Annotated in this window: 1 protein-coding gene; it reads right to left on the bottom strand. The window is 56.5% G+C overall.

What is annotated here, in order from left to right; genetic code table 11:
- Window positions 1–169 precede the first annotated feature (169 nt).
- Window positions 170–1,272 (bottom strand): IS3 family transposase gene (locus RS75_RS24905; protein ID WP_085947256.1). Its coding sequence is split into 2 segments (ribosomal slippage): window positions 170–1,011 and window positions 1,011–1,272, totalling 1,104 coding nucleotides; the frame shifts between segments, so codons are not numbered across the junction.
- Window positions 1,273–1,353: the final 81 nt, after the last annotated feature.

The raw sequence follows: 1,353 nt of genomic DNA, 5'->3' as shown, positions 1-1,353 counted from the left end.
CCGGCCCGAAAGTCGATCGGTTCGCGATGCAGGTTAACCTTGAGATCAGCGCCTAGTCTGAACATGACCCAGCGCTCCTATTATTGCTGTCAACCCATCGACATCACTGCATTCCACTGAACCGCCCCAGGTTTCTGGACCAACTGAGGCTAGAGTTTTCCGGCTCCATTCAGGGAGGCGGGCTGGTTGAGCCTCCTGATTTCATCAGCGAGATCGGCACCTTATTGCCGATCGCACCATGCGGCCGAAACTCATTGTAGTCTATACGCCAATCCTCCATCTTTTCGCGGGCATCCGCAAGGGTCAGGAACCAGTGCTGGTTCAGGCATTCGGCGCGGAAGCGGCCATTGAATGCTTCAATGAACGCATTGTCGGTCGGTTTGCCGGGGCGTGAGAAGTCAAGGGTGACGCCTTTGGCGTAGGCCCAGAGGTCAAGATCGCGAGACACGAACTCAGTCCCCTGATCGACACGGATCGTCTTCGGATAGCCAACTTTCCGGCATACCCGTTCCAGGGTTTGCACGACATCTTCACCTCGATAGCTGTGACGTGGATCAAGCACCGGCACATAGCGCGAGAAGGTGTCGACCACCGTGAGCACCCGCAGTTTCTTGCCGGTCGCGAGCTGGTCGTGAACGAAGTCCATGGCCCAGACATCATTCGGGCCGACAGCCGTTTGCCGATCTTCCCGAAGCTTTGCCTTCACCCGCCGCTTCGGTGTCCTGTTGCGCAGTTGCAGGCCCAGGTCTCTGTAAATGCGGTAGGTTCGCTTGATGTTGGTCCCCCAACCCTCGCGTTCCAGGAGTACATGTACACGACGATAACCGTAGCGGACACGTGTCTCGCAGATCTCACGAATTCGACGTTCCAGACCGGCCTGATCGGCACGGCGAGAGGTGTAGTGGTAAGTCGAACGATCGAAGTTCAGCGCACCACAGGCACGACGGATCGAGATCGCCCAATCCCGGCACATACCTTTCACCATCTCGCGTTTCCGAGCAGGCCTTAGAGCTTTCGCCGAATGACATCCTGCAACATCTCACGATCCAGCGTCAGGTCCGCGACGATCCTCTTCAACCGCGCATTCTCGTCCTCGAGCTGCTTCAGCTTCTTCATCTCCGGCGGCAGCATGCCCGCGTATTTTTTCTTCCAGTTGAAATAGGTCGCCTGGCTGATCCCTGCCTTCCGGCAGATCTCGGCCACCGACACTCCTTCATCACCCTGCTTCAAAATGAACGCCTTCTGTGCGTCCGAAAACTGCGATGCTTTCATCGTCTTCCGTTCCTTTCCCAGCCAGGAAAATGCACCGGAAAACTCTAACCAAAAACGGTCCAGTTTGAAGGGTTCAGATCA

Source organism: Rhizobium nepotum 39/7, from assembly GCF_000949865.1.
Lineage (GTDB): Bacteria > Pseudomonadota > Alphaproteobacteria > Rhizobiales > Rhizobiaceae > Agrobacterium > Agrobacterium nepotum.
This window is presented reverse-complemented; position numbering and strand designations above follow the sequence as displayed.